Origin of the sequence: Pseudomonas oryzae, assembly GCF_900104805.1 — a bacterium.
Taxonomy (GTDB): Bacteria; Pseudomonadota; Gammaproteobacteria; order Pseudomonadales; family Pseudomonadaceae; genus Geopseudomonas; species Geopseudomonas oryzae.
The window spans coordinates 1,801,378-1,827,257 of sequence record NZ_LT629751.1 but is presented as its reverse complement, the minus strand read 5'-3'; the positions used below and the strand labels follow the sequence as shown (position 1 = coordinate 1,827,257).

Genomic DNA, 25,880 nt, shown 5'->3' with positions numbered 1-25,880 from the left:
TCCCCATGCACGACCAGCCGATCCGCATCCTGCTCGCCGGCGAGGGCGCCATCGCCGGTATCCACATGACCGCCTTGCGGGAGATGCCGGGCGCCGAGGTGGTCTGCGTCGCCGGTGGGGTGGCCGCCGATACCGCCGCCTTCGCCGCGCAGTGGGCGATCCCGGAGCATTCGCTCGACTATGCCGCCTGTCTGGCGCGCGACGATATCGATGCGGTGATCCTCGCCAGCCCCAGTCCGCTGCATGCCGCGCAGGCCAGCGCGGCCATCGCCGCCGGCAAGCACCTGCTGGCCGAAATCCCCATGAGCCTGAACCTCGCCGACGCCGAGCGCCTTGGCGCTGAAGCCGAGGCGAGCGACAAGGTGTGCATGGTCGCCCACACCCGCCGCTTCAGCGCGCCGCACGTGGAGCTGAAGCGGCGCATCGTCGCCGGAGAATTCCACCTGCAGCATCTGGTGGCCGAGACGTACTTCCTGCGCCGCGACAACCGCAACATGTTCGGCCAGCCGCGCAGCTGGACCGACTGCCTGCTCTGGCACCACGCCTGCCACAGCGTCGACCTGTTCGCCTGGCTGCTCGACGACTTCGAGCTGGACGTGTGGGGCAGCGCCGGCCCGCGCCATCCCGAGCTGGGCATCCCGATGGACATGAACATCGGCCTGCGCTCGCGCTGCGGGGTGATGGCCAGCCTGGTGCTGTCGTTCAACAATCGCGGCCCGTTCGGAGGCCACTACCGCTACATCGGCGAGGAGGCGACCCTGCACGCCTACCGCGACGAGCTGAAGGACCACGAGGGCATCATCCAGCCGGTGCCCGAGGGTAGCAGCTTCGCCCGCCAGGACGCCGAGTTCCTCGCCGCCATCCGCGAAGGGCGCACGCCCGAATCCTCCTTCGCCGCCTGCCTGCCGAGCATGCGCCTGCTCGACAGGATCGGCCAGCTGATGGGCCTCACCTCGCGCTGAGAGCCTGCCCACAATCTGCTGCGCGTCGGCCATGCTGCGTTGAAATCGGTTTCGCGGGGCCGCCGAGGCCTTGCCTGGCTCTGGCTCGCGAGATCGTGAGCAGGCTCCTGGCTTTGATTCACCCGGCCTTGCGCAGGGTGAAGTTGATCCGCTGCGCACCGAGCAGCGGGTGCACCGCTTCCTTGATCGGCAAGATGCCGTGAAAGCGCAGGCGATCCGCGCCGCCCCACACCACCACATCGCCATGCAGCAGCGGCACCCGCTGCGCCGGGTCGCGCCGCGCCTGGCCGCCGAACAGGAACACCGCCGGGATGCCCAGCGACACCGAGACGATGGGGTGCGCGAAACTGCGCTCGTCGCGGTCCTGATGCAGGCTCATGCGCGTGCCCGGCAGATAGCGGTTGACCAGGCAGGCGTCCGGGGTGAAGTCGGCGAATCCAGCGGCCGTCGCCGCCTCCCGCGCCAGGCGGAGGAATGCCTGCGGCAGCGCCGGCCATGGCTGGCCGCTCAGCGGATCGAGCGGGCTGTAGCGATAGCCGCGGCGGTCGCTGATCCAGCCCAGCTCGCCGCAGTTGGTCAGCGCCACCGACATCGCCTGGCCGCCGGGGGTGAGCATGATGCGGAACGGCGCCACCGCCTCGACCTTCGCCAGCGCCGGCAACAGTTCGTCGACGCAGGGCAGGGCGAAGCCGCGCAGCAGCAGCGCCTGCGCGCCCAGGCGCTCCTCGTGGGGCAACTCGGCGGGCGCTTCTGCGAACAGGTCGGGGGTGAAGGGAGGCGGGGAGCGGTGCGGCATGGCGTGATTCCCGGGTGGAACGAAGGCAGGTGTGATCAATTTACCAACAATGCCGTGCGTCCTTGCGGGAAGCAGCATGGCCATCCGGATCCGCAGCGAAACGGCCCATGACGCCGCCATCGCGCTGCTAACCCTCCGGGCCTTCGAGGCGCGGGGCTGATCGGTCGCTGCGCAGCAACTACCCTTTGATGGTCAGCCCGCGCGCCGGATGCCGCTGGCGCACTCGAGACCCCGCCGGGTGTGGCCCGGCGGTGGTCGGTCTGGGCTGCAGGTGAATCCTGACAAGGTGGGTAGCACGATGAGCACGAAACCTTTCCACGACAAGGTCTGCATGGTCACTGGCGCGGTTTCCGGCATCGGCCGCGCGATTGCCGAGGAGCTGGCCAGCCAGGGCGGCAGGCTGGTGCTGGTCGACCGCGATGCCGCTGGCGGCGCCGAGCTGGAGGCGACCTTGCGTCAGTCCGGCGGCGAGGCCTGTTGCGTCGCCGCCGACGTGGCCGACCGACACGCGCCGTACCGGATCGTCGAGGCCGCGCTGGATCGCTTCGGACGCATCGACGTGCTGGTCAACAACGCCGGGATCATCGTGCGCGGCGCGGCGCTGGACTGCACCGACGAACAGTGGGACCGCGTCATCGACGTCAACCTGTCGGCCGCCTTCCGCCTGTGCCGGGAGGTCCTGCCGGTCATGCTCGCCCATGGCGGCGGGGCGATCGTCAACATCGCTTCCGACTGGGCGCTGATGGGCGCCCGCGACGCCGTGGCCTACTGCGTGGCCAAGGCCGGCCTGGCTCAACTGACCCGCTGCCTGGCGCTGGAGTACGCCGCCGCCGGTGTCCGGGTCAACGCCATCTGTCCCGGCGATACCGACACTGCGATGCTGGCCAGCGAATACGCGGGGGTTGCGCGCGACGCCATGCTGCGCACGGTCGGCGCCGGCATCCCCCTCGGCCGCGCCGCGCGGCCCGAGGAGATCGCCCGGGTGGTCGCCTTCGTCGCCTCGCCGCAGGCCAGCTTCATCACCGGAGCGCTGATCCCGGTGGATGGCGGGACCTCGGCGCAGTAGCGCGGCGGCTCCCGCTATAGTTGTCCGGTGTGACCGCTTGCCGGACGAGGAGGAAACCGCCATGGCCGCCGATGAGCGCAAGGTGCAGGGTGTGCGCCCCGATGCCGAGGTGATGACCCGCCAGCGTCTGCCCTATTTCGTCGGCATCTCGGGGCAGACGGTCGGCGCGCAGGGGTTGTCCATGCACCTGGTGGTCATTCCACCGGGCGGGCGCGCCGAACCCCACCTGCACATCGGCTACGAGACGGGCATCTACGTGCTCGAGGGGCGCGTCCTCACCCGCTGGGGCGCGGCGCTGGAGAACGAGGTCGTCAGCGAGGCGGGGGAGTTCCTGTTCGTTCCGCCCGGCGTGCCCCATGAGGCGATCAATCTCAGTGCCAGCGAACCGGCCCGGGCCGTGGTGGCGCGCAACGATCCGGCCGAGCAGGACAAGGTCGAGCCCTATGCGCCAGCAGCCAGGCCGGCCGGCTAGGATGCCGAACCCGGCGCCTGCACCAGGGCCCTGCGCTCGGCCACCCGACACGCCAGGACTAAGGACATGCCCAGTCCCTTCCAGCAACTCTGCGCCGAGCTGACCGCGGTGCTGACGCCCGCGCTGGTGGCCGCCGGTTACCGTGCGCCCGGCATCCCGTTCGATCGCCACAACGTCTGCTACGAATTCCGGCGCGAGGCCGCGCACGGCCGGGAGACCATCGCGATCCTGTTCAACCGCAGGCGCAGCGCCGGGTTCGGCGTGCAGCTGTTCATCGAGCCGCCCGTCGGTCTGGCGGAGCTGGAACGGCGGGGTGGCACGCTGCTCGTCGGTACGCTGTCGCCGAGTCGTACCCTGTGGCCCTTTCCGGTGCGGACCTTCGGCCAGCGCCCGGGGCTGCTGGCGCGCCTCCGGGGCCGCGCGGCGCCGTCCCCCGCCGAGGCGGTCCGTGCCTTGCTGGCACTGCTGCCGGAGGTCGAAGCCTGGTGGGGCGAGCCCGGCAGCAGCCCGCACATCGTCGTCGGCACGCTCCGTTATCCCGGCCGGCAGGGCAACAGCTGACCCGCAGGGCTTGCCGCGCCGATGCCCAAGCCGCAGACGAAAAAAGCCCGTCACATGGACGGGCGAAGGGTCATACCCCAGGAGCATGGCCGGCGCTGCCACCGGCCGGGAGAGTACGGGTCAGAGCAGGTTGAGCGGGTAGTTGATGATGATGCGGTGCTCGTCGAAGTCGGTGCCGTTGCTCACCCAGTCCTTGCGGATGCTCGAGGTGCGCCACTTGACGTTGAGGGCCTTGAACGGGCCGCTCTGCACGGTATAGGCCAGTTCGACGTCGCGGATCCACTCCTTGCCGTCGTCGATGGCGGCGCTGACGTCCACGTCGTCGCCCTTGATATAGCGCACCATGCTGGTCATCCCCGGCACGCCGAGGGCGGCGAAGTCGTAGTCGTAGCGCAGCTGCCAGGAGCGCTCGTCGGCATTGTCGAAGCTGGCGTTGAGGCTGTCGTTGGCCAGGGTGCCGCCGCTGGTGCCGTTGACGCGCATCCAGCCGTTGTCGCCGCTGACCTTCTGCAGGCCGACGTAGAAGGTGTGCGCCTTGTACTTGGCGGAGAACAGGCCGGAGGCGGTCTTGTTGTCCAGTTCGCCGGCCTTCTCGCTGCCGTCCTCGCCGCCGATGAAGTAGCCGAGGTTGGCGCCCAGGGTCCAGTCGCCGAGCGGCTGGCTGTGCACCAGGTTGAAGTACTGCTGGTTGTAGATGTCCTGCAGCTCGGAATACCAGGCGCCGACCAGGGTGCGGTCCTGGTTGAAGCGGTATTCGCCGCCGGCGTAGTTGAAGCGGTCGGAAGTGATGGCCGGCCGGCCCTGCATGAACATGTCTTCCAGGCTGGCGTCGTTGCGCGGACTGTTCTGGCGGAACTGGCCGCCGTGCACGGTGAGGCCGGCGATCTCCTTCGAGGTCAGCATGCCGCCCTGGAAGGTCTGCGGCAGCGAGCGGCCGTCGTCGGCGCGCAGGATCGGCAGCACCGGCATCATCTCGCCGACCTTCAGCTCGGTGTTGGAGAACTTCACCTTGCCGGCCACCGCCAGGCGGCCGAAATCGTCGGCCGGTTTGCCGTCGTCGTGGATCGGCAGCAGCTGGGTGCCGCGGGTGCCTTCGCCGCCGTCGAGCTTGACCGAGTACAGACCGAGTGCGTCGACGCCGAAGCCGACCGGACCCGGGTTGTAGCCGGACTGCACGTTGAGGATGAAGCTCTGCGTCCATTCCTCGGCACGGCTCTGCGCGTTGCTGTCGGCGTGGCGGAAATCGCGGTTGATGTAGTAGTTGCGCAGGTTCAGCGTGGCCTTGCTGTCCTCGACGAAGCCGGCGGCCATGGCCGGCAGCGACAGCGCCGAGGCGCCCAGGGCGCTGACGGCGGCGATGGCGAGCGAGAGAGAGGTGCGAGAAGTCATTGTTGTTGTACTCCCGATTTCGAGCGTGAGAGTCCCCGGCCGCTGCATCGGCGGCGTGTCGGCGGGGCTGTTGGTTGGGCCTGAGGCCGGAAATTACTGGTGCGTGCGGGTGGTCACGCCGGGTGGAGCTGGGGGGCTGGCTGGCGCGATCCGCGGGCGGACCGGCTGATGCGATGGAGGCACGGGCATTGGGGCGATTCCGTTGTTGTTGCTGTTGTTGTCGGATCAGGAAATGGCGGGCGACAGGGGTGTGCGGCCATCTCGTGAGCAGATGGTGGCGACTGCGCATGGGCATGGTCAATCGGCCCAAGGTCGATTTGTGCGATCAGCGAACACAATACTAACTGGTTAGTACATTTTTGTTGTCCCAGGGGGAGGGCTGGCCGATACTCGATTCACTGCCTGAACCGTCGCTCCTGCTGCCTGCCCCGAGCGACGCCTCGTCTGCCCCAGGAGGCCCCATGCATCGCTCCATCGCCACCGTCTCGCTCAGCGGAACCCTGCCGGAAAAGCTCGAGGCCATCGCCGCCGCCGGCTTCGACGGCGTGGAGATCTTCGAGAACGACCTGCTCTACTACGGCGGCAGCCCGCGCGAGGTGCGCAAGCTGGCGGCCGACTTGGGCCTGGCGATCACCCTGTTCCAGCCGTTCCGCGACTTCGAGGGCGTGCGCCGCGACCGCCTGGCGCGCAATCTCGACCGCGCCGAGCGCAAGTTCGACCTGATGCAGGAGCTGGGCACCGACCTGGTGCTGGTGTGCAGCAACGTCGCCGCCGACTCCCTGGGCGAGCGGCAGATCCTCGTCGACGACCTGCGCCTGCTCGCCGAGCGCGCCGGCGCCCGCGGTCTGCGTATCGGCTACGAGGCGCTGGCCTGGGGCCGCCACGTCAACACCTGGCAGCAGGTGTGGGACATCGTCCGCGCCGCCGACCACCCGAACCTCGGCGTGCTGCTCGACAGCTTTCACACCTTGTCGCTGAAGGGCGACCCCAGTGCCATCGCCGAGATCCCCGGCGACAAGATCTTCTTCGTGCAGATGGCCGACGCGCCCATCCTCAACATGGACGTGCTGGAGTGGAGCCGGCATTTCCGCTGCTTCCCGGGGCAGGGCGACTTCGACCTGCCGGGCTTTCTCGCGCCCATCCTCAGGAGCGGCTATCGCGGCCCGCTGTCGCTGGAGATCTTCAACGACGGCTTCCGCGCCGCGCCGCCGCGCGCCACCGCGGTGGACGGCCTGCGCTCGCTGCTCTACCTGGAGGAAAAGACCCGCCTGCTGCTGGAAGAGCAGCATCAGCCGGTCGAGGAGGGCGTGCTGTTCGCCCCGCCGCCGGCCAGCCGCTACGACGGCATCGAGTTCCTCGAGTTCGCCGTCGACGGCGAGCACGGCGCCCAGCTGGCGCAGTGGCTGACCCGCCTGGGCTTCGTCGAGGCCGGCACCCATCGCTCGAAGAACGTCAGCCTGCTGCGCCAGGGCGACATCAACCTGGTGCTCAATGCCGAGCCGTACTCCTTCGCCCACAGCTTCTTCGAGGCCCACGGCCCGTCGCTGTGCGCCACCGCGCTGCGCGTGCGCGACAGCCACCAGGCCCTGGAGCGCGCCAGCCAGTTCGGCGGCCAGCCCTACCGCAGCCTGATCGGCCCCAACGAGCGCGAGATCCCCGCGGTGCGCGCGCCGGACGGCAGCCTGATCTACCTGGCCGACCGCGACGCCGAGGGTCACAGCATCTACGACACCGACTTCGCCCTGAAGGACGGCAGCGACGCCGGCGTGCTCAAGCGCATCGACCACGTGGCCATGGCCCTGCCGGCCGAGGGCATGGATTCCTGGGTGCTGTTCTACAAGAGCCTGTTCGACTTCGAGGCCGACGACGAGGTGGTGCTCCCCGACCCCTACGGTCTGGTCAAGAGCCGCGCCATCCGCAGCCGCTGCGGCAGCGTGCGCCTGCCGCTGAACATCTCGGAGAACCGCAACACCGCGATCTCCCGTTCGCTGTCCAGCTACCGCGGCTCCGGCGTGCACCACATCGCCTTCGAATGCGACGACATCTTCGTCGCCGTCGAGCGCGCCAAGGAGGCCGGGGTGCCGCTGCTGGACATCCCGATGAACTACTACGACGACCTCGCCGCGCGCTTCGACTTCGACGACGACTTCCTCAGCAAGCTGGCCTACTTCAACATCCTCTACGACCGCGACGCCCAGGGCGGCGAGCTGTTCCACGTCTACACCGAGCCGTTCGCCGAGCGCTTCTTCTTCGAGATCCTGCAGCGCAAGGACTACGCCGCCTACGGCGCGGCCAACGTCGCGGTGCGCCTGGCCGCACTGGCCCAGGCCCGCAGCGGGCGGCGCAGCCCCAAGCTGTGATGGCGGGAGGCCATGCCCCTGTGCAGGGCATGGCTTCCATCCCGCCGGGCGGCAACCGATAATCGCCTGAGATCCTACCCGTCGAGTTCGCCAGCCATGTCGTCAGCCATCCCCCAGCCCCTCGTCGCGCCGACCGAAGCGCGTCAGCCGCGCAAGAACAATCCGGAGAAGACCCGCCAGGACATCCTCGAGGCGGCCATCGCCGAATTCGCCGAGCATGGCCTGAGCGGCGCGCGGGTGGACGCCATCGCCGAGCGCACCAACGTCTCCAAGCGGATGATCTACTACTACTTCAACAGCAAGGAGCAGCTCTACCTGGCCGTGCTGGAGAAGCTCTACGGCGACATCCGTGCCACCGAGGCGGCGCTCAAGCTCGACCAGCTGGATCCGGAGGCGGCGCTGCGGCGCATGGTCGAGTTCACCTTCGAGCACCACGACGGCAACGTCGACTTCATCCGCCTGGTCAGCATCGAGAACATCCACCACGGCGCCCACCTGGCCGAGTCGCAGGTGATCCGCTCGCTCAACAAGTCGATCCTCGCCGAGATCGAGAGCATCCTCGACCGCGGCGTCGCCGCCGGGGTGTTCCGCCCGGGCATCGAGCCGCGCGACCTGCACCTCCTGATCAGCTCGTTCTGCTTCTTCCGCGTGTCCAACCGCTACACCTTCGCCACCATCCACCAGGTCGACTTCAGCGAGCCGGAAACCCGCGCGCGGCACAAGGAGATGATCTGCGAGGCGGTGTTGCGGTACGTGAGGGCTTGAAGTGTGGGCTACGGGGGCTGGAAGAGGCTTCCGCCCCGGAGCTGTCGTTCGTGTACGGCGGCTATCGGCCGATTCTGTTGAAAAAGGCAGCTCCTGAAAGAGCTGCTTTTGGGCAATGACCCCTCTCGCCCGAACGGACTTGCCAGCAGCGGCTGATCGGCGCGCGGCTAGGCTCGGGCGCTTGAGGTGCCGCGAGCGTACTTCTTCTGCAGGATCATCGACGCTTCGTTGTAGGCAGCCTGGAAAGCGGCGCTGCTGATCCAATTCACGGCCGTGTCTTCGTCTTCATCGTGGAAGAACCCGCGATAGGCGATCAGCAGGCCCATCATGAAGTCGATGGCAGCGTCTTCCTCTTCCTCGGCGACCACCAGCTCCAGCACCGGGTACTGCAGGAACACCAGGCACATCGCAAGCAGGCTGATGCCTTCGCCGACTTTCATCGCCTGGAACAGGTCGTCGAAGTGCGCCGGGTCGAAACCGTTTTCCTCGATGTCTTTGAAGTCGAAGGTGCTCAGGTCGATTTCGACATCATCGAATGGCTCGTTGACCAGCGGATTGGCCAGCAGCGGATGTACGACATTGGCCTTGGCTTTGCCCGAACGGTTCTGCTTGGCCTTGGCTTTGGCCCGCTGGGGACGTTTTTGCTGTTTTTCCGGGGATGCCATGGAGGCGAGTTCCTTGTTCGATGCAGCCATGTTCATGGCCCAGGGTAATCGGGCGCAGATTGTATTGAGTCTTGGCCAGGTTCGTCGGTCAAGGCGGCATATTTTTGTGCGCTGAACGTTTGCTTTGAACCCGACTCCACTGCGGGCATCAGCAGCCGCGCTCGTTCGCCGCCCCACCGCCGAGCACGTAGAATCCCCCTGTCAGGTTTTTCTCAAGGTCATCGGCGTGGAGTGGCAAACGGGTTTCGTGCTGACGCGGCACTGGCGCGACACGCCGGCGGGCAGCGAGGTCGAGTTCTGGCTGGCGACCGACGCCGGCCCGCGCCGCGTGCGGGTGCCCGTGCAGCCTGCGGTGGCCTTCGTGCCCGCCGCGCAGCGCCAGCGCGCCGAGCAGCTGCTCAAGGGCGAGGCGGATGCCGAGCTGCGCGAACTCGGCCTGCGCGACTTCCATCACCGCCCGGTGCTCGGCCTCTACTGCCGGCAGTACGCGCAGCTGCTGCGTCTGGAAAAGGCCCTACGTGCCGGCGGCGTGGATGTCTACGAGGCCGACATCCGTCCGCCCGAGCGTTTCCTGATGGAGCGCTTCATCACCGCGCCGGTGTCCTTCGGCGGCACGCCGGGTGAGGGCGGCGTGCTGCTGGAGGCCCAGCTGCGCCCGGCGCCGGACTATCGGCCGCGCCTGCGCCTGGTGTCCCTCGACATCGAGACCAACAGCCGCGGTGAGCTGTATTCCATCGGCCTGGAAGGCTGCGGCCAGCGTCAGGTGTACATGCTCGGCCCGGCCAACGGCGACGCAAGCGGGCTGGACTTCGAGCTGGAGTACTGCGCCAGCCGCGCCGAGCTGCTGGAGCGGCTCAACGCCTGGCTGGCGCGCCACGATCCCGACGCCATCATCGGCTGGAACCTGGTGCAGTTCGACCTGCGCGTGCTGCGCGAGCACGCCCAGCGCCTCAAGGTGCTGCTGCGTCTGGGGCGCGGCGGCGACGAGATGGGCTGGCGCGAGCATGGCAGCCGCAACGGCCACTTCTTCGCCGAGGCCGCCGGGCGGCTGATCATCGACGGCATCGAGGCGCTGCGCTCGGCGACCTGGAACTTCCCCTCGTTCAGCCTGGAGAACGTGGCGCAGACCCTGCTGGGCGAGGGCAAGGCCATCGACAACCCCTACCAGCGCATGGCCGAGATCGACCGCCGCTTCGCCGAGGACAAGCCGGCGCTGGCGCGCTACAACCTCAAGGACTGCGAGCTGGTGACGCGCATCTTCGCGAAGACCGAGCTGCTGTCGTTCCTCCTCGAACGGGCCACGGTCACTGGCCTCGCCGCCGACCGCTGCGGCGGCTCAGTGGCGGCCTTCACCCACCTGTACCTGCCGCCGATGCACCGTCTGGGCTTCGTCGCGCCCAATCAGGGCGAGCGCCTGCCGGAAGCCAGCCCCGGCGGTTTCGTCATGGATTCGCGTCCGGGCCTCTACGAGTCGGTGCTGGTGCTGGACTACAAGAGCCTGTACCCGTCGATCATCCGCACCTTCCTGATCGATCCGGTCGGCCTGATCGAAGGGCTGCGCCAGCCCGATGACCAACACTCGGTGCCGGGTTTCCGCGGCGCGCGCTTCTCGCGCAGCCGGCACTGCCTGCCGGCGATAGTCGCGCGGGTCTGGGAGGGCCGCGACGCGGCCAAGCGTGACGGCAACCAGCCGCTGGCGCAGGCGCTGAAGATCATCATGAACGCCTTCTACGGCGTGCTCGGCTCGAGCGGCTGCCGCTTCTTCGATCCGCGCCTGGCGTCCTCGATCACCATGCGCGGCCACGAGATCATGCGCCGCACCCGCGAGCTGATCGAGGCGCGCGGCTACCAGGTGATCTACGGCGACACCGACTCCACCTTCGTCTGGCTCGGCCGCGCGCAGGAGGAGGAAGACGCCAGCCGCATCGGCCGCGAGCTGGTGCAGCACGTCAACCAGTGGTGGCGCGAGCATCTGGCGGCCGAGTTCGGCCTCGACAGCGCCCTCGAACTGCAGTTCGAGACCCACTACCGGCGCTTCCTGATGCCCACCATTCGCGGCGCCGAGGAGGGCAGCAAGAAGCGCTATGCCGGCCTGGTGCGGCGCGCCGACGGCAGCGAGGAGATGGTGTTCAAGGGCCTGGAGACGGTGCGCACCGACTGGTCGCCGCTGGCCCGGCAGTTCCAGCAGGAGCTCTACCGGCGCATCTTCGGCCGCCAGCCGTTCGAGGACTATGTGCGCGACTACGTGCGCCGCACCCTGGCCGGCGAGCTGGACGAGCTGCTGATCTACCGCAAGCGCCTGCGCCGGCGACTGGACGACTACGAGCGCAATGTGCCGCCCCATGTGAAGGCGGCGCGCCAAGCCGACGAGTTCAACGCCCGCCACGGTCGCCCGCTGCAGTACCAACGCGGCGGCTGGATCAGCTACGTGATCACCACCGCCGGCCCCGAGCCACTGGAAGCCCGCCAGGCGCCGATCGACTACGACCACTACGTGACGCGCCAGCTGCAGCCGGTGGCCGACGCCATACTGCCCTTCGTGCACAGCGACTTCCGGCGCCTGGTGGATGGACAGCTGGAGCTGTTCTGAGGCTCGCCGGCTTCAGGCGTCGGGGTTGGCCTGAGCCGCTGGCTCCTGTTCGACCGCGGCCGCGCAGCGCGGGCACAGGCAGGCCTTGCCGACCAGCTCGGCCGGCACGCGGGCCAGGGCTTGCGGGCTGATGGCGGCGGTGGTGCACCAGCACTCGACATCGAAGGTGCCGGCCGCGGCCGGGGCACATTGGTTGGCGCCGCCGCAGAGCGGGCAGGTGTGGTTGGTGAGTGGTTGCATGCTGGGTTCCGAGCGGTGTCATCCTGGAGAGAGGGGAAGGCTAACACGCGAAATCGGCAACGGCTGGCATCTGCCCAGGCAGGGCAATCGCATGAATGGCTCCCGAGCCCGATGATTCCACTGTAGGGGCGAATTCATTCGCCAAAACTCCCCGCAAGGCGAATGAATTCGCCCCTACAGGCTGGTACATGCGATTGTCCTGCCTGGACGGGACGCCGGTTCAGAGCCCCACCGTGACCTCGCGAATCTCTTCCCCGTCGCGCAGCAGGAACACCGCGCCCAGGCCCTGCTCGCGGGCGAGGCGGGAGCCGCGTTCGACGCCCAGCACCATCAGCGCGGTGGCCCAGGCGTCGGCGTACAGGCAGCTGCCGGTCAGCACGCTGACCGAGGCGATGCCGTTGTGCAGCGGCGCGCCGCTGCGCGGGTCGAGGGTATGCGAATAGCGTTGGCCGTCGCGCTCGCGCCAGTGGCGGTAGTCGCCGGAGGTGGCGATGGCGGTGTCGGCTAGTTCCAGGCTGGCGAACAGCTCGCGGCTGCCGTAGGCAGGCTTCTCCAGGGCGACGCGCCAGGGGCCGTCGGGTTTCTCGCCGCGGGCACGCAGCTCGCCGTCGATGCCCACCAGATAGCGCTGGATGCCCTGGCGCTCCAGGCAGCGGGCCAGTTCGTCGACGCCGAAGCCCTTGGCGATGGCGTTGAGGTCGAGGCTGACCGCGGCCTCCTTGCGCACCGCGCGGCGTGCCGGGTCGAGGGTCAGTGCGGTGGCGGCCGGGCAGTGCGCCTTGTCGGCCGGGTCAGCCTGCGCCGGGCCGAAGCCCCAGGCGCCGACCTGGGCGCCGAGGGCGATGTCGAAGGCGCCGTGCGACAGGTTGCCGACGTGCAGGCCGGCGAGCAGCACCTGGTACAGCTCGTCCGGCAGGTCGAACCACTCGCCGAGCGGCGCGCGGTTCAGGCGCATCAGGGTGGAATCCGGCTGCCAGGTCGACATCTGCCCATCGACCCGCTCGACCGCCGCCTGCAGTTCGGCCTGGATGGCCTGGCTGTCGAGCCCGGCGGCGGCGTAGAACACCGCGCTGAAGCGGCTGCCCATGGTCGGCCCGCCGAGGCTGTAGCGCTGCAGCGGTGCGCCCTCAGTAAACGTCTTCACGGAAGCGCCCCTGTGCCTTGAGTTGATCGAGGTTGCTGCCCATCTCGGCGAGCAGGCTTTCCAGCACGGCGCGCACGCCGGTGGCCATCTCCCCCGAGCCGCAGACCAGCACCTGGGCGCCCTGTTGCAACAGGGCGCGCACGCTGGCGCCATCCTCGTGCAGGCGGTCCTGCACGTAGGCCGGCGTCGGCCCCTCGGAGAAGGCGCGCTGCAGGTTCTGCAGGCGACCGTCCGCCAGGCACTGCTGGAGTTCCTCGCCATACAGCGGGTCGCTGGCGTGGCGGCCGCCCCAGTAGAGCTGGATGGGGCGGCGGGATTCGTTCTTGCGCACGAAGCCGATCAGCGGCGCCACGCCCACCCCGGCGCCGATCAGCAGCACCGGCTGCGCGCCGGCCTGCGGGCGGAAGTCCGGATGCGCCTGGATGCTCGCCGCGAGCGTGGTGCCCGGTTGCAGGCCGTGCAGGTAGCTGGAGCAGAGCCCCTGCGGATGGCGGCGCACGCAGATCTCGACGAAGCCGTCGTCGGCGGCGCTGGCGATGGAGTACAGGCGCGGTGCGGCGTCCTCTTGCGGCCGGATGGCCAGCAGGTCGCCGGGGGCGAAGTCGCTGCTGCCGGGGGCCACGGCGAAGCGCAGCACCGCCGCCGGCTGGCCGCCGCGCTCGCTGTAGCACTGGCGCTGTTGCAGGGTCAGGCGCACCTCGTGGGTCGGCAGCAGCGCCGACTGCAGGCGCAGCGGGACGCCGAGGCGTTCGCCGAGCTGCCCGGCCCAGGCGTTCAGCTCGCCGCTGGCCTGGCGGTCGACGCGCTGCAGCGCCAGCAGCGGCTGGCAACCGCGTTGCTGCAGGGCCTGCTCGAGCGCTTCGGCATAGGCGCAGAAGCGCGGGAACTGGCGGTCGCCGAAGCCGAGCACCGCCACCGGCAGGCCGCGCTCGGGCCAGCGGGCCGTGGCCAGGCGGTCGAGGAACTGCCCGGCATTGTCCGGCGCCTGGCCGTCGCCGTAGGTGGCGGCGAGCAGCAGCAGGCAGCGCGCCTGCGGGTAGTCGTCCTGTACGGCGTTCATGGCGGCCACGTGCACCGGCCAGCCGGCGCCCTGCAGTTGTGCCTGCAGCTGGCGGGCGTAGGCCCAGGTCGAGCCGCCCTGGCTGCCGACCAGGATCACCGCCTCGGCCTCGTCGGCCGCAGCGCCGGCGTCCTGCTCACCGGTGCGGCCGCGCCGCTGCCACCAGCCGAGCAGGCCGCTGCCGCCGAGGAACAGGGTGGACAGCGCTAGGCCGGCCAGCGCCATCGACCACAGCGGCATGCCCTCGCCGGTGTGCAGGGCGTAGGCGGTCTCGTAGAGGTTCTGCGCCGTGCCGTTGCGCTGGAAGCTGATCCACTGGCCGCTGGCGGCGTTGACGAAGCCGCTGCCGCTGGCGGTGCGCAGGCTGAAGTAATGGCTGTCGTCGGCGGCGCTGGGGAATTCCAGCTCGCGCAGCTCGGGCAGATCGACCTGGCGCAGCGCCGCGAGCGTGCCGACCGGCTGCTGCGGGGCGGCCTGGATGCCCTCGGGCCAGGCCGGCTCGTTGTCGGAGCCGTCGCCGAGCAGGCCGAGGCTGGTCGCCGACAGGTACAGGCCGCTGAGGGCGAGCACGGCCAGACCCGGCAGGGCCCAGCGGGCGACCACGGTGTGCCAGTGCAGCAGGCCCTGGCCGGCGCGGATCGGCGTCAGCAGGCGCCGCCAGCCGCCCAGCCGGCGGGCCAGCAGGACGGCGCCGCTGATGGCCAGCAGCGCCAGGGCCAGCGCCGAAAGGCCGCTCAGCCAGCGCCCGGTGGAGCCGAGCAGCAGCTCGCGGTGCAGGTCGCGCAGCCATTCGAGGCTGGCCGAGGGGGCGTAGGGACCGAGGTCCGCGCCGGTCGCCGGGTCGACCACGTGGACCGGCTCCGCGACATCGCCGCCGAGGGTGGCGAGCAGGGTGCCGTTGGCGCTGCGCTCCAGGCGCTCGACATTGGGCAGGTGCTGGCTGACGCGCTCGGCGACCACGGCCACGCTGTCGCCGGGGGCGCCCAGCTGGCCGAGCTGTTCGCTCAGGCTGGCGCCCGAGAGCAGCAGGCCGGTGGCGGCGGAAACCAGCAGCAGGGCGCTGAGCAGGAGGCTGGTCAGCAGGTGCAGGCGACGATTCATGGACGGCTCTCGTGGGGGATCAGAAGCGGTAGCTGACGCGGTCGACATAGCCGCTGCCGCTGGCTGCGCCCGGCTCGCGGGTCAGCGGCAGGCGGACTTCGGCGCTGTTGTCGCGCTTGTCCTCGACCGCGCTGTCGATGCGGATCTGGTAACCGGCATCGAGCAGGGCCTGCTCCAGTTCGACCTCCACCGTCAGGTTGTCGCCGCTGCCGACGCTGGCGCCGGTCAGTCCGTCGAACTCGGTACGCTGCGCGCCGCCGCCACGGGTCCAGTCGCGCAGGTGGCGGTAGTACTTGGCCTTCTTGCCGGCGACCCACAGGGTCTTCTGGTACTGGCCGTCGGCGTCGGTCAGGTAGATGGCCAGGTAGGCGCCCTTGCCGCGGTATTCCTTGAGGCTGACGTCGAGGGTCAGCGGCTGCGGCTGGGCGTGGGCCAGCAGCGGGGCGGCGGTGGCGCCGGCCAGGGCCAGGGTGACGAGCTTCTTGTGCATGGGGAGGGCTCCTGCGGATTCGATGCGGCTACAGTAAGCAACCAGGCTGAATTCAGCCTGAAGGCCGGCGCGGCGCGGCTTAATCGGGGCTTAAGCTGGATGTGTGTGCAGCCGTGAGGCGCGGGAGACGAGCGTGGAGCAGGGAACCTGGGAGCGAGTGCTGCGCTGGCGCGATCCGGCGCTGTTGCTGCTGACCAGCCTGGCGTTGCTGGCGGGTGGACTGGCCCACTGGTGGGGCGCCGCCGGGCTGGCGGCGGCGAGCTGGGCGGCGGGCAGCCTGCTGATGGCGCTGGTGCTGGGCGTCGAGATCGTCCGCCGCCTGCTGCGCGGCGAGACGGGCGTCGATCTGCTCGCCCTGCTGGCCATCGCTGCCGCTCTGGCGTTCGAGCAGTGGCTGGTTGCCGCCGTGGTGGCGCTGATGCTGGCCAGCGGGCGCACCCTGGAGTTCCTCACCAACCGGCGCGCCGAGCATGAGCTGCGCGCGCTGATCGACCGTGCGCCGCGCGAGGCCTGGCTGGACGAGGGCGGCGACCTGCGCCGGCTGCCGGTCGAGCAGGTGCGGGTCGGCCAGGTACTGCTGGTGCGGCTGGGCGAGGTGGTGCCGGTCGACGGCCGGCTGCTCAGCCCCACCGCCAGCCTCGACGAATCGGCGCTGACCGGCGAATCGTTGCCGGTGACCCGTCGGCGCGACAGCCTGCTGGCCAGCGGCGTGGTCAACATCGGCGAGCCGTTCCAGCTGCAGGCCACGCAGACGGCCGCGCAGAGCACCTATGCCGGGGTGGTGCGCCTGGCCGAGGCGGCGCGGCGCTCGCGCGCGCCCTTCGTGCGCCTGGCCGACCGCTATGCGCTGTTCTTCATCCCGCTGAGCCTGGCGCTGGCGGCGCTGGCCTGGTGGCTCAGCGGCGACCCGTTGCGTGCGCTGGCGGTGCTGGTGGTGGCCACCCCCTGTCCGCTGATCCTCGCCGTGCCGATCGCCATCATGGGCGGCATCTCGCGGGCCGCGCGGCGCGGCATCCTGATCAAGGACGGCGCCACCCTGGAGGCGCTGGCCGGGGTGCAGCAACTGTTTCTCGACAAGACCGGCACCCTGACCAGCGGCCAGGCCCGGCTGCAGTCGGTGGAGGTCAGGGGCGAGGGCGATCCGCAGCGGGTGCTCGGCTGGGCGGCGTCCCTGGCGCAGGCCTCGGTGCATCCGATCTCCCAGGCCATCGTCCGCGCCGCCCAGCGGCAACAGCTGCCGCTGCAGGCGCCGCAGGCGGTGGAGGAGAGTGCCGGGGCCGGCCTCTGCGGTCTGGTCGGCGGGCACCGGGTCCGGCTCGGCACCCTTTCGTTCGCCCAGACCGAGCAGCCCGACAGCCACTGGGCGGCCAGCATCCTGCGGCGGATGGACTATGCCGCCTGCGGCGGCAGCTTCGTGCAGGTCGACGGCGCGCTGGTCGGCGCCCTGCTGTTCGCCGACAGTGTGCGCCGGGAAACGCCGCGAGTGGTCAGGCGCCTGCGCGCCGCCGGCATCCGGCGCATCGTCATGCTCACCGGCGACCGCCTGGAAACCGCCGAGATGATCGCCCTGGCCGCCGGCATCGACGAGCTGCGCGCCGGTCTGGCGCCGGCGGACAAGGTGCGCGCGGTGCAGGACGGGCGCCGCGCGGGGCCGACCCTGATGGTCGGCGACGGCATCAACGACGCGCCGGCGCTGGCGGCGGCCGACGTCGGCGTGGCGATGGGCGCGGCCGGCGCCACCGCCTCGGCGGAGGCGGCGGGGGTGGTGCTGCTGGTCGACCGCCTGGATCGTCTGGTCGAGGCGCTGGAGATCGCCCGCCAGACCCGCGCGATCGCCCGCCGGAGCGTGCTGGCCGGCATGGGGCTGTCGCTGCTGGCCATGCTGGTCGCCGCCTTCGGCTACCTGCCGGCGCTGGCCGGCGCGGTGGTGCAGGAGCTGATCGACGTGGCGGTGATCCTCTACGCGCTGCGCGCGCTCGGCCCGCGCCGTCCGGCGGCGCAGTGGCTCAGTGGCGAGCAGGTCGACCGTCTGCAGGACGAGCATGCCCAGCTGGCGCGCCTGCTGGATCGCCTGCAGCAGCTGGCCGGCGAGTTCGCCCGGCTGCCGCCGGCGGCGGCCCGCCAGGCGCTGGTGGCGCTGGTCGACGACCTGCAGGTGCTGCTGGTCGAGCACGAGCACGACGACGAGCGCCAGCTCTACCCGTGGCTGTCGGCGCGCCTGGCCGGCGAGGACCCGCTGTCGGCACTGAGCCGCGGGCATCGCGAGATCTTCCGGGCGATCCACCTGCTGGCGCGCATGCGCGACGACCTGCTCGCCGATCCGGCCGCGGTGCCGGCCGACGAGGTGCAGATCCTGCTGATCCGCCTGGACACCCTGGTGCGCCTGCACTTCGAGCAGGAGGAGGAGCTGTTCCAGTACCTCGACCGGCGCTGAGCCCCCGATCGCCCGCCCGGGCTGCGCCCGGAACGATAAACGCCCGCTGTCTCCAGCGGGCGTTCCGTCCAGCGGCAGTGCGGGCGTGGCTTACTGGCCGGCGCGCACCTTGTCGATCGACTCGTACATGGCCTTGACCAGCGCCGGGTCGAGGTCCTTGGAGAACTGCTCGACCACCGGCTTGACCTTGTCGCGGAAGCGGTCGATCTCGGCCGGGGCGATCTCGTTGGCGGCGATGCCGTCCTGCTTGAGCTTGTCCAGCGCCTCGGTCTGCGCCTTGGCGGTGATCTCGCGCTGGAAGGCCTGCGCCTCGACGGCGGCTGCGCGGATCAGCGCCTGCTCGTCGCTGCCGAGCTTCTGCCAGGTCTTCTGGCCGATGACGAACGACTGCGGGTTGTAGATGTGGCTGGTGGCCGACAGGTACTTCTGCACCTCGTGGAACTTGTTGCCGAGGATCACCGTGTAGGGGTTCTCCTGGCCGTCCACGGTGTGCTGCTCCAGCGCGGTGTAGACCTCGGGGAAGGGCATCGGCACCGGGTTGGCGCCGAGCGCCTTGAAGGTCTCCAGGTAGATCGGCGACTGGATCACCCGCACCTTCAGGCCTTCCATGTCCTCGGGTTTGGTCACCGGGCGCTTGCTGTTGGTCAGGTTGCGGAAACCGAGGTCCCAGTAGCCCAGACCGATCAGGCCCTTGCTCTCCAGGCGTGCGTGCAGCTGCTGGCCGACCTCGCCGTCGATCACCGCGTGGGCTTCGCGGGTGTCGTTGAACAGGTAGGGGAAGTCGAGCATGGCGAATTCCGGCACCTGGGCGGCGAGGATGCCCGAGTTGAGCACGGTCAGGTCGAGGGTGCCGCCCTGCAGCGCGGAGACGGTCTGCAGGTCGCCGCCCAGGGTGCCGCCCGGGAACAGGCGCACCTTGATCTTGCCGCCGGACTTCTCGCTGACCAGGTCGGCGAATTTCTGCGCGCCCTGACCCTGCGGGTGTTCCTTGACGTTCTGGAAGGCGAAGCGCAGGGTGCGCTCCTTGATCTCGGCGCTGGCGCTACCGGCGAACAGCACGCCGGCAGTGCAGGCAGTGGCGAGCAGGGTTTTCAGCAGCTTGGACATGTTTCTCTACCTTTCATTGTTGTTGGATGGAGCAGGCAAGGGGCCGGTCAGCCGGCGAGGAACTTCATGGGGACGAGCACCAGTTGCGGGAACAGCACCAGCAGGACCAGCACCAGCAGCTGGGCGATCAGGAACGGGCCGACGCCGCGGACGATCTCTTCCATCTTCAGCTTCGACACGCCGCACACCACGTTGAGCACGGTGCCCACCGGCGGGGTGATCAGGCCGATCGAGGTGTTGATCAGGAACAGCACGCCGAAGTACACCGGGTCGATGCCGGCCTGGACCACCGCCGGCATCAGCACCGGGGTGAGGATCAGGATGGTCGGCGCCATGTCCATCACCGTGCCGACCAGCACGATCAGCAGCATGATCACCAGCAGCAGCAAGGTCGGGTTGTCCATGAACGGCTCGAGCAACTCGGCCAGCTGGCCGGGCAGGTCGGCGATGTTGACCAGCCAGGCGGAAACCATGGCCGCGGCGACCAGGAACATCACCACCGAGGTGGTCTTGGCGGCGGCGAGGATCACCTCGTAGAGCTGGCTGAGCTTGAGTTCGCGGTAGATCACCACGGCGACGAACAGCGCATACACGGCGGCGACCACCGCGGCTTCGGTCGGGGTGAAGATGCCCAGCTTGAGGCCGACGATGATGATCACCGGCAGGCCCAGCGCCCAGCTGCCGTCGAGCAGCGCGCGCAGCACTTCCTGGCGCGAGCGCTTGGGCGGCATCTCGGCGCTTTCCTTGCGGGCGACGAACCACCAGGCGATGGCCAGCGCGGCGCCGAGCATGATCCCCGGCACGATGCCGGCCATGAACAGCTTGGAGATCGACACCCCGGAGGCGACGCCGAAGATGATGAAGCCGATGCTCGGCGGGATGATCGGCGCGATGATGCCGCCGGCGGCGATCAGGCCGGCCGAGCGCTCGCGGCTGTGCCCGGCCTGCACCATCATCGGCACCAGCAGCGCGGCCAGCGCCGCGGCGTCGGCTACCGCCGAGCCGGACAGCGAGGCGAGCAGGCAGGAGGCGATGATCGCCACGTAGCCGAGGCCGCCGCGCTTGTGGCCGACCAGGGCCATGGCGATGTTGACGATGCGCCGCGACAGACCGCCGGCGTTCATGATCTCGCCGGCCAGCATGAAGAACGGCACGGCCATCAGCGGGAAGCTGTCGGCGCCGTTGAGCAGGTTCTGGGCGATGATCTGCGCGTCGAACAGGTCGAGGTGCAGCATCAGCGCGACGGCGACCAGCAGCAGGGCGAAGGCGATCGGAATGCCCAGCGCCATGCCGCCCAGCAGGGTACCGAGGAAGATGGTCAGGGTCATCAGGCGTTCCTCCCGGCGGCGGCTTGCTGGTGCTGGATGTGTTCGATTTCCTCGGCGGCCTCGTTGCCCTTGACCATCACCAGCTCGGCGTCGGACAGGCGGCAGGAGAGGGCGAGGTACAGTTCGTGGAGCAGGATCAGCCCGGCGCTGACGCCGAACACCACGCCGACGCCGTAGAACCAGGCCATCGACAGGCCGGAGGCCGGGGCGACCACGTCGAGATTGATCTGCGCCTGCTGCCAGCTGCCGCTGAGGAACAGCCAGGTGACGAACAGCATCAGCAGGTGGCCGACCACCAGGCAGAAGCGCTTGCCGAGCGGTGGCAGGCGCTTGACCAGGCTGTCCAGACCGATGTGGGCGCGCTCCCTGAGCGCGACCAGGGCGCCGAGGAACACCATCCAGACGAAGAACCAGCGGGAGAGTTCTTCCGAGACGCTGATCCCGGAGTTGAAGGCATAACGCAAGACCACGTTGCCGAAGACCAGCACCACCATGCCGAGCATGCACAGCACGATGAGCAGCTTGAGCAGGCGGAAGTAAAGGTCGGCTATTTTTTTCATGATTGACCTCGTCGGGTTGTCCGGGGCTGTCTGCATGGCCCTCCCTGCCATGACGAACGAGCCGCGGTTGGCGTGGCCGCCGCAGCGGCCACTGTCGGGTACTTCAGCTCATGCTGGCGAAGTGGGCCAGCATCCGCTCGGCATCGGCCGCGCGGCCGGTGAACAGCTCGAACGCCTTGACCGCCTGGAACACCGCCATCTTGCTGCCGTCGAGGGTCTGGCAGCCGAGGGCGCGCGCGGCGCGCAGCAGCTCGGTTTCCAGCGGGAAGTAGATGATCTCCGCCACCCACAGGTCGGCGTGCAGCAGCTCGGCCGGCAGCGGCATGCCCGGCAGCTTGGCCATGCCCACCGGCGTGGTGTTGACCAGGCCCTGGGCCTCGGCCATCGCCGCCGGCAGTTCGCCGCCGGCCTGGGCGCGGCCGGCGCCGAAGCTGCCGTTGAGGCTGGTGGCCAGCTCGGCGGCGCGCGCCGGCTCGACGTCGAAGATGGTCAGCTGGCGCACGCCTTCCTGCAGCAGGGCATGCGCCACCGCGGCGCCGGCGCCGCCGGCGCCCATCTGCACCACGCGCTCGCGGGCCACGCCCGGCAGGCCGCGACGGAAGCCCTCGGCGAAGCCCAGGCAGTCGGTGTTGTGGCCGACGCGCTTGCCGTCCGCGAACACCACGGTGTTTACCGCGCCGATACCGCGCGCTTCCGGCGACAGTTCGTCGAGCAGCGGGATGATCGCCTGCTTGCACGGGAAGGTGATGTTCAGGCCGGTGAAGCTCAGGCGCTGGGCGGCGTCGAGCAGCTCGGGCAGGGCGGCGCTGGTTACGCCGAGCTGGTCGAGGTCGATCAGCCGGTACAGGTAGCGGATGCCCTGGGCGTCGCCCTCGTGCTCGTGCATGGCCGGGGTGCGCGAGGCCTGGATGCCGGCGCCGATCAGGCCGGCGAGGATGCTGGAAGTCTGGGTCATGATGGCTCTCAACCGTTGAGCAGGTGGGCGAAGTGGGTCAGGCCCAGGCGGTAGCCGTGGGTGCCGAAGCCGCACAGCACGCCGAGCGCAACGCCGGAGACGAAGGAGTGATGACGGAACTCCTCGCGCTTGTGCACGTTGGACAGGTGCACCTCGATCACCGGCAGTTCGGCGGCGACCAGGGCGTCGCGGATCGCCACCGAGGTGTGCGTCCAGGCGCCGGGATTGATCAGGATGCCGGCGCAGCGGCCGCGTGCCTGGTGGATCCAGTCGAGCAACTGGCCTTCGTGGTTGGTCTGGCGGAACTCGACTTCCAGGCCGTGTTCGGCGGCAGTGCGCTGGCACAGGGCTTCGACGTCGGCGAGGGTTTCGTGCCCGTAGGTGGCGGGTTCGCGGGTGCCCAGCATGTTCAGGTTGGGACCGTTGAGGACGAGGACAAGGTGCGACATGCACGCGCTCTCCGTTGTTGTTCTTGTCTCCGGACGTGTGCCGGCAGTGACGAGAAAATGTACTAACTGGTTAATTCAGTCAATACGGCCGAATTGCCAATGGCAAGGCGCGCAGAGGGCGACGAGAGGCGGTGGAAGCTCGCGTTAAGCTGCGACAAGGCGCCGCAAGGGCGCGATTTTCAAGGCTTTGCCGGGGTGATCGCTGCGCGCTGACGGTGCGCCACGCACCGTTGCGGAGCGTGGCGGACGGGTCAACAAAGTGTGCGGTTATCGAGCGGAGGGGCGGTCGTCGGGCGCTCGGCCCCGTAGGGTGGGAAACGGCCGCATGCCTTTCCCCGCGTGAGGGCGCAGCGTGGTGCAACGTGGGCACGTCGCCGCTGATGCTGCCCCGGCGGTGCGGCCCTTGACGCCCCGCGTCATTTCCTCGGCCGCATGGGACGCGGAGCGTTCGGGCGGGGCCCTGTCGTCAGCTAGCGCAGCCCCAGCCGCTTGGCCAGCCGGTGCAGGTTGGCGCGGTCCAGGCCCAGCTCGCGGGCGGCGGCGGCCCAGTTGTGCTGATGGCGCTCCAGGGCGGCGACGATCAGCTGACGCTGGAGCTGCTCGGTGGCTTCGCGCAGGTTGCCGCCGGGCGCGGCCAGGCTGATCTCGGCGGCGGCGCTGACCGGGCTGGCCGGGGCGCTCGCCGGCAGGCCGAGCAGTTCGGCGCCGATGCTGAGGATGCGCTTGCGCTCGCTCCGCTCGCCGGCGGCCATCGCCTTGAGCGCGGCGCGGCCGATCAGGTGCTCCAGCTCGCGCACGTTGCCCGGCCAGTCGTAGGCGAGCAGGGCGGCCTGCGCCTCGCCGGTCAGGCGCAGGCTGCGCAGGCCGAGGCGGGCGCGGTTCTCCTCGAGAAAGTAGCCGGCCAGCAGCAGCACGTCGCGCCCGCGTTCGCGCAGCGGCGGCACCGGCAGCGGGTAGACGCTCAGGCGGTGGTAGAGGTCGGCGCGGAAGCGCCCGGCGCGCACTTCCTCGGCGAGGTCGCGGTTGGTGGCGGCGATTACCCGCACGTCGACGCGGTGCTCGCGGTCGGAGCCGACCCGCTGCAGCTGGCCGCTCTGCAGCACGCGCAGCAGCTTGGCCTGCACCGCCAGCGGCAGCTCGCCGACCTCGTCGAGGAACAGCGTGCCGCCGTCGGCCAGTTCGAACTTGCCGTGGCGCTCGCTCACCGCGCCGGAGAAGGCGCCGCGCACGTGGCCGAACAGCTCGCTCTCCACCAGGGTATCCGGCAGAGCCGCGCAGTTGAGGCTGATCAAGGGCTGGCGCGCGCGCGGCGAGGCGCCATGGATGGCCTGGGCGACCAGCTCCTTGCCGACGCCGGTCTCGCCGCTGATCAGCACGCTGAGGTCGCTGCCGGCGACCAGGGCGATCTCCTCGAGCAGGCGCTGGTGCTCGCGGCTCTGGCCGATCAGTTCGCGGCGCCCGGCGGCCTCGCGGTAGGCCTCGACCAGTTGCTCGTCGTGCTCGGCGCGGCGGGTCAGGGCGTCGATGCGCTCGGCGGCGCGCACCGTGGCGGCGGCCAGGCTGGCGAAGGCCTCGAGGTTGTCGAGGTCGATATGCTCGAAGCGCTTCGGGTCGAGCGAGTCGAGGGTCAACAGGCCCCACGGCTGCTCGTCGACGTACAGCGGGCAGCCCATGCAGTCATGCACTTCCAGATGGCCGTGCAGGCCCTCGACCAGGCCGTCGTAGGGATCGGGCAGGGCGCAGTCGGCGGCGAAGCGGGTCATGCCGCGATGGGCCAGGAGGCTGGCGAAGCGCGGGTGCTCGTCGACCCGGAAACGCCGGCCGAGGGTGTCGGCGCTCAGGCCGTCGACCGCCAGCGGCACCAGGGTGTCGCCGTCCAGGCGCAGCAGCGCGGCGGCGTCGGCAGGCATCAGCGCGCGCAGGGCGCCGAGCAGGCGGCGGTAGCGTTCCGCTTCCGGCAGGTCGCGGGACAGGTCGGCGACCAGCGGGATCAGGGCATTGAGCAGCGGGTGCGTAGTCATTTCGATAGCGTGTTGTCGGGTTGACAGCTTTCGGTTGTTGTCGTGATGACTCGCGATAATTTCAAGTCATTGATTTTATTGAATAAAAATTCTGGCACGAAACCTGATATGTCCATTGTGCTTGCGTGCGGGTGGCCTGTCGATGGCCGCCTGTTCCACTTGGTCCCATTCAGGAGTCGTCCATGCTGTCCGCTCAACAAACCGCCATCATCAAGGCCACCGTCCCGCTGCTGGAAACCGGCGGCGAAACCCTGACCAAGCATTTCTACAAGATCATGCTCGGCGAATACCCGCAGGTGAAGGTGCTGTTCAACCAGGCCCACCAGGCCAGCGGCGACCAGCCGCGCGCGCTGGCCAACAGCGTGCTGATGTACGCCCGCCACATCGACCGCCTGCAGGAGCTGGGCCCGCTGGTCGGCCAGATCGTGCACAAGCACGTGTCGCTGCAGATCCTGCCGGAACACTACCCGATCGTCGGCTCCTGCCTGCTGCGCGCCATCCGCGAGGTGCTCGGCGAGGAGATCGCCACCGACGAGGTGCTGGAAGCCTGGGGCGCGGCCTACCAGCAACTGGCCGACATCCTGATCGGCGCCGAGGAAGCGGTGTACGCCGCCAACGAGGCCAAGGAAGGCGGCTGGCGCGGCTCGCGGCAGTTCCGCGTGGCGCGCAAGGAGGCCGAGAGCGAGGAGATCACCTCCTTCTACCTGCAGCCGGTGGACGGCGGCGCGGTGCCGGAGTTCGTGCCGGGCCAGTACCTGGGCCTGCGCTTCGTCATCGACGGCGAGGAGATGCGCCGCAACTACTCGCTGTCCGCCGCGCCGAACGGCCGCGAGCTGCGCATCAGCGTCAAGCGCGAGGAGGGCGGCCGCATCTCCAACTACCTGCACGACCAGGTGCAGGTCGGCGCCGAGCTGGAAGTCTTCCCGCCGGCCGGCGACTTCGTCCTCGAGGATAGCGACAAGCCGCTGGCGCTGATCACCGCCGGCGTCGGCATCACCCCGGCGGTGGCCATGCTCGAGCAGGCGCTGCAGACCGGCCGCGAGGTGCGTTTCATCCACTTCGCCCGCCACGGCGGCGTGCACGCCTTCCGCGAGTGGCTGGACGAGAAGAGCGCGCAGCACCCGCAGCTCAAGCGCTTCTACTGCTATAGCGAGCCGCGCGAGGGCGATGTGGCCGACGCCGAGGGCTTCAGCAGCGCCGCGCTGCTCAACGACTGGCTGCCGGAGCAGCGCGACCTGGACGCCTACTTCCTCGGCCCGAAGCCGTTCATGGCCCAGGTGAAGAAGCAGCTCGCCGAGCTGGGCGTGCCGCAGGCGCAGTGCCGCTACGAGTTCTTCGGCCCGGCGGCGGCGCTGGAGGCTTGAG

At 69.7% G+C, this 25,880-nt stretch carries 22 protein-coding genes; 9 read left to right on the top strand and 13 right to left on the bottom strand.

Annotation, left to right across the window (positions count from 1 at the left end; genetic code table 11):
* Window positions 1-5 precede the first annotated feature (5 nt).
* Entirely contained in the window at window positions 6-962 is a 957-nt protein-coding gene (locus BLT78_RS08175) for a Gfo/Idh/MocA family oxidoreductase (protein ID WP_090348497.1), read from the top strand.
* Between the two features lie 118 nt (window positions 963-1,080).
* On the opposite strand, the gene alkB is transcribed toward BLT78_RS08175, so the two are convergent.
* Window positions 1,081-1,758, bottom strand: a complete 678-nt coding sequence (alkB, locus tag BLT78_RS08170; RefSeq protein ID WP_090348496.1) for a DNA oxidative demethylase AlkB — start codon at window positions 1,756-1,758, stop codon at window positions 1,081-1,083.
* Window positions 1,759-2,056: 298 nt separating this feature from the next.
* Between alkB and BLT78_RS08165 the strand changes: the two genes are divergently transcribed.
* The 3 genes from BLT78_RS08165 to BLT78_RS08155 all read left to right on the top strand — a co-directional run bounded on the left by BLT78_RS08165 (window position 2,057) and on the right by BLT78_RS08155 (window position 3,857).
* A complete protein-coding gene (locus BLT78_RS08165) occupies window positions 2,057-2,824 on the top strand; it encodes an SDR family NAD(P)-dependent oxidoreductase (RefSeq protein ID WP_090348495.1) in 768 nt (255 codons plus the stop codon).
* Between the two features lie 61 nt (window positions 2,825-2,885).
* Window positions 2,886-3,296, top strand: a complete 411-nt coding sequence (locus BLT78_RS08160) for a cupin domain-containing protein (protein WP_090348494.1) — start codon at window positions 2,886-2,888, stop codon at window positions 3,294-3,296.
* Window positions 3,297-3,362: 66 nt separating this feature from the next.
* Window positions 3,363-3,857, top strand: a complete 495-nt coding sequence (locus BLT78_RS08155; RefSeq protein ID WP_090348493.1) for a hypothetical protein — start codon at window positions 3,363-3,365, stop codon at window positions 3,855-3,857.
* A 120-nt stretch (window positions 3,858-3,977) separates the two neighbouring features.
* On the opposite strand, the gene BLT78_RS08150 is transcribed toward BLT78_RS08155, so the two are convergent.
* Window positions 3,978-5,246, bottom strand: coding sequence for an OprD family porin (locus BLT78_RS08150; RefSeq protein ID WP_090348492.1), 1,269 nt, complete (start codon window positions 5,244-5,246; stop codon window positions 3,978-3,980).
* Window positions 5,247-5,707: 461 nt separating this feature from the next.
* On the opposite strand from BLT78_RS08150, the gene quiC reads away from it, so the two are divergent.
* Together quiC and BLT78_RS08140 are read left to right on the top strand one after the other, a co-directional pair.
* On the top strand, window positions 5,708-7,606 hold the full coding sequence (gene quiC, locus BLT78_RS08145; protein ID WP_090348491.1) for a 3-dehydroshikimate dehydratase QuiC: 1,899 nt from the start codon (window positions 5,708-5,710) through the stop codon (window positions 7,604-7,606).
* A gap of 96 nt (window positions 7,607-7,702) precedes the next feature.
* Complete coding sequence (locus BLT78_RS08140) at window positions 7,703-8,371, top strand: TetR/AcrR family transcriptional regulator (protein ID WP_090348490.1); 669 nt, start codon at window positions 7,703-7,705, stop codon at window positions 8,369-8,371.
* 167 nt (window positions 8,372-8,538) lie between these two features.
* Here BLT78_RS08140 and BLT78_RS08135 read toward each other — a convergent pair whose 3' ends face one another.
* Complete coding sequence (locus tag BLT78_RS08135) at window positions 8,539-9,036, bottom strand: hypothetical protein (protein ID WP_090348489.1); 498 nt, start codon at window positions 9,034-9,036, stop codon at window positions 8,539-8,541.
* Between the two features lie 226 nt (window positions 9,037-9,262).
* Between BLT78_RS08135 and BLT78_RS08130 the strand changes: the two genes are divergently transcribed.
* The gene (locus tag BLT78_RS08130) at window positions 9,263-11,626 is read left to right on the top strand and encodes a DNA polymerase II (RefSeq protein WP_090348488.1); all 2,364 of its coding nucleotides are present in this window, start codon (window positions 9,263-9,265) and stop codon (window positions 11,624-11,626) included.
* Window positions 11,627-11,638: 12 nt separating this feature from the next.
* On the opposite strand, the gene BLT78_RS08125 is transcribed toward BLT78_RS08130, so the two are convergent.
* The 4 genes from BLT78_RS08125 to BLT78_RS08110 form a co-directional block, all read right to left on the bottom strand.
* Complete coding sequence (locus BLT78_RS08125; protein ID WP_090348487.1) at window positions 11,639-11,866, bottom strand: cysteine-rich CWC family protein; 228 nt, start codon at window positions 11,864-11,866, stop codon at window positions 11,639-11,641.
* A 220-nt stretch (window positions 11,867-12,086) separates the two neighbouring features.
* A complete protein-coding gene (locus BLT78_RS08120) occupies window positions 12,087-13,010 on the bottom strand; it encodes an FAD:protein FMN transferase (protein ID WP_090348486.1) in 924 nt (307 codons plus the stop codon).
* Window positions 12,994-15,171 carry a PepSY domain-containing protein gene (locus BLT78_RS08115; RefSeq protein WP_172830774.1) on the bottom strand — a complete coding sequence of 726 codons (2,178 nt, stop codon included), beginning with the start codon at window positions 15,169-15,171 and terminating at the stop codon, window positions 12,994-12,996. The genes BLT78_RS08120 and BLT78_RS08115 overlap by 17 nt, the downstream gene beginning before the upstream one ends.
* Before the next feature lie 19 nt (window positions 15,172-15,190).
* The gene (locus tag BLT78_RS08110; protein ID WP_090348484.1) at window positions 15,191-15,661 is read right to left on the bottom strand and encodes a DUF2271 domain-containing protein; all 471 of its coding nucleotides are present in this window, start codon (window positions 15,659-15,661) and stop codon (window positions 15,191-15,193) included.
* 133 nt (window positions 15,662-15,794) lie between these two features.
* Between BLT78_RS08110 and BLT78_RS08105 the strand changes: the two genes are divergently transcribed.
* Complete coding sequence (locus BLT78_RS08105) at window positions 15,795-18,095, top strand: heavy metal translocating P-type ATPase (protein ID WP_231975756.1); 2,301 nt, start codon at window positions 15,795-15,797, stop codon at window positions 18,093-18,095.
* A gap of 90 nt (window positions 18,096-18,185) precedes the next feature.
* Here the strand turns inward: BLT78_RS08105 and BLT78_RS08100 are convergent, their stop codons facing one another.
* The 6 genes from BLT78_RS08100 to norR form a co-directional block, all read right to left on the bottom strand.
* Window positions 18,186-19,202 carry a TRAP transporter substrate-binding protein gene (locus BLT78_RS08100; RefSeq protein WP_090348483.1) on the bottom strand — a complete coding sequence of 339 codons (1,017 nt, stop codon included), beginning with the start codon at window positions 19,200-19,202 and terminating at the stop codon, window positions 18,186-18,188.
* Between the two features lie 47 nt (window positions 19,203-19,249).
* Complete coding sequence (locus BLT78_RS08095; protein ID WP_090348482.1) at window positions 19,250-20,530, bottom strand: TRAP transporter large permease subunit; 1,281 nt, start codon at window positions 20,528-20,530, stop codon at window positions 19,250-19,252.
* Window positions 20,530-21,090, bottom strand: coding sequence for a TRAP transporter small permease (locus tag BLT78_RS08090; protein ID WP_090348481.1), 561 nt, complete (start codon window positions 21,088-21,090; stop codon window positions 20,530-20,532). Before BLT78_RS08090 ends, BLT78_RS08095 begins: the two co-directional genes overlap by 1 nt.
* Before the next feature lie 103 nt (window positions 21,091-21,193).
* Window positions 21,194-22,045: a shikimate dehydrogenase gene (locus BLT78_RS08085; RefSeq protein ID WP_090348480.1), complete on the bottom strand. Its 852-nt coding sequence runs from the start codon at window positions 22,043-22,045 to the stop codon at window positions 21,194-21,196.
* A gap of 8 nt (window positions 22,046-22,053) precedes the next feature.
* Window positions 22,054-22,494 (bottom strand): type II 3-dehydroquinate dehydratase, encoded by a 441-nt coding sequence (aroQ, locus tag BLT78_RS08080; RefSeq protein WP_090348479.1) that lies wholly within the window; start codon window positions 22,492-22,494, stop codon window positions 22,054-22,056.
* Window positions 22,495-22,964: 470 nt separating this feature from the next.
* Window positions 22,965-24,515, bottom strand: coding sequence for a nitric oxide reductase transcriptional regulator NorR (gene norR / locus BLT78_RS08075; RefSeq protein WP_090348478.1), 1,551 nt, complete (start codon window positions 24,513-24,515; stop codon window positions 22,965-22,967).
* A gap of 182 nt (window positions 24,516-24,697) precedes the next feature.
* On the opposite strand from norR, the gene hmpA reads away from it, so the two are divergent.
* Window positions 24,698-25,879, top strand: a complete 1,182-nt coding sequence (hmpA, locus tag BLT78_RS08070; protein WP_090348477.1) for an NO-inducible flavohemoprotein — start codon at window positions 24,698-24,700, stop codon at window positions 25,877-25,879.
* The last annotated feature ends 1 nt before the right edge of the window (window position 25,880 follow it).

Coding starts and splice junctions, on each gene's coding strand:
- BLT78_RS08175 (WP_090348497.1), top strand. CDS start 6: ATGCACGACCAGCCGATCCGCATCCTGCTCGCCGGCGAGGGCGCCATC.
- hmpA (WP_090348477.1), top strand. CDS start 24,698: ATGCTGTCCGCTCAACAAACCGCCATCATCAAGGCCACCGTCCCGCTG.
- BLT78_RS08095 (WP_090348482.1), bottom strand. CDS start 20,530: ATGACCCTGACCATCTTCCTCGGTACCCTGCTGGGCGGCATGGCGCTG.
- norR (WP_090348478.1), bottom strand. CDS start 24,515: ATGACTACGCACCCGCTGCTCAATGCCCTGATCCCGCTGGTCGCCGAC.
- quiC (WP_090348491.1), top strand. CDS start 5,708: ATGCATCGCTCCATCGCCACCGTCTCGCTCAGCGGAACCCTGCCGGAA.
- BLT78_RS08160 (WP_090348494.1), top strand. CDS start 2,886: ATGGCCGCCGATGAGCGCAAGGTGCAGGGTGTGCGCCCCGATGCCGAG.
- BLT78_RS08115 (WP_172830774.1), bottom strand. CDS start 15,171: ATGAATCGTCGCCTGCACCTGCTGACCAGCCTCCTGCTCAGCGCCCTG.
- BLT78_RS08135 (WP_090348489.1), bottom strand. CDS start 9,036: ATGGCATCCCCGGAAAAACAGCAAAAACGTCCCCAGCGGGCCAAAGCC.
- BLT78_RS08085 (WP_090348480.1), bottom strand. CDS start 22,045: ATGACCCAGACTTCCAGCATCCTCGCCGGCCTGATCGGCGCCGGCATC.
- BLT78_RS08165 (WP_090348495.1), top strand. CDS start 2,057: ATGAGCACGAAACCTTTCCACGACAAGGTCTGCATGGTCACTGGCGCG.
- BLT78_RS08140 (WP_090348490.1), top strand. CDS start 7,703: ATGTCGTCAGCCATCCCCCAGCCCCTCGTCGCGCCGACCGAAGCGCGT.
- BLT78_RS08090 (WP_090348481.1), bottom strand. CDS start 21,090: ATGAAAAAAATAGCCGACCTTTACTTCCGCCTGCTCAAGCTGCTCATC.
- alkB (WP_090348496.1), bottom strand. CDS start 1,758: ATGCCGCACCGCTCCCCGCCTCCCTTCACCCCCGACCTGTTCGCAGAA.
- BLT78_RS08125 (WP_090348487.1), bottom strand. CDS start 11,866: ATGCAACCACTCACCAACCACACCTGCCCGCTCTGCGGCGGCGCCAAC.
- BLT78_RS08110 (WP_090348484.1), bottom strand. CDS start 15,661: ATGCACAAGAAGCTCGTCACCCTGGCCCTGGCCGGCGCCACCGCCGCC.
- BLT78_RS08150 (WP_090348492.1), bottom strand. CDS start 5,246: ATGACTTCTCGCACCTCTCTCTCGCTCGCCATCGCCGCCGTCAGCGCC.
- BLT78_RS08155 (WP_090348493.1), top strand. CDS start 3,363: ATGCCCAGTCCCTTCCAGCAACTCTGCGCCGAGCTGACCGCGGTGCTG.
- BLT78_RS08100 (WP_090348483.1), bottom strand. CDS start 19,202: ATGTCCAAGCTGCTGAAAACCCTGCTCGCCACTGCCTGCACTGCCGGC.
- aroQ (WP_090348479.1), bottom strand. CDS start 22,494: ATGTCGCACCTTGTCCTCGTCCTCAACGGTCCCAACCTGAACATGCTG.